Here is a 628-nt window from a genome sequence, read left to right on the forward strand (position 1 = left end):
AGAGCGTTAGCTGTATGCATTCCAAAAAAAATCCAGAGTATTTCTGTTGTTTTAGTTTTTGCCTTTATCTTTTTTAAATGGTAATGTTCCTTTTCTTTACCAAAACTACCTTCTAATCTTGAAGCGCGCTCTTTGGTTATCATTGCCTTTAGTTTTTTCTGTGTTTTGTGGTGTTTTGAGGGCTTGCCTTTAGGCTTAAAATCGGTCTGTATCTTATTTGAAGTTGCAAACACCCTATTTTTATTGGTGGCATAGATAGCGTCGGCACCTGCTATGTCCACTTTAATTTTTGTAAGCCCTTGGGCTTTATAAATGGTATTCTTAAACTGTGTGCCTTCATTGAAATTGTCAAAGCTTATTTTTTGAATAAAGTTGACACCGTCAATTTGAAGCTTATTGACTTTGGCACCAAACTCAACAGCTTTGATTTCCTTTCCCCTGACTATAGGGCGTAGGTAACTTTTACTTAAAGAAACGATTCTGCCTTTTGGTTTTTCACCTGTAGTAAACAACATATATTGTTGGGTATATACTTTTCTAATAGTTGCCAATGTGGTGTAGAACCTTTTAGGCATTTCAAATTTATAGTTTTTTTGGAGTGTTTTTGTGATGCCCAATAGCTTATGCA

Annotated in this window: 1 protein-coding gene; it reads right to left on the reverse strand. The window is 35.2% G+C overall.

The window, feature by feature from the left end:
* On the reverse strand, window positions 1-575 hold a 575-nt coding region (locus ABD935_RS16555; protein ID WP_345194044.1), incomplete at its 3' end, for a transposase.
* Window positions 576-628: the final 53 nt, after the last annotated feature.

It is taken from the genome of Algibacter agarivorans, assembly GCF_039543245.1.
GTDB lineage: Bacteria > Bacteroidota > Bacteroidia > Flavobacteriales > Flavobacteriaceae > Algibacter_G > Algibacter_G agarivorans.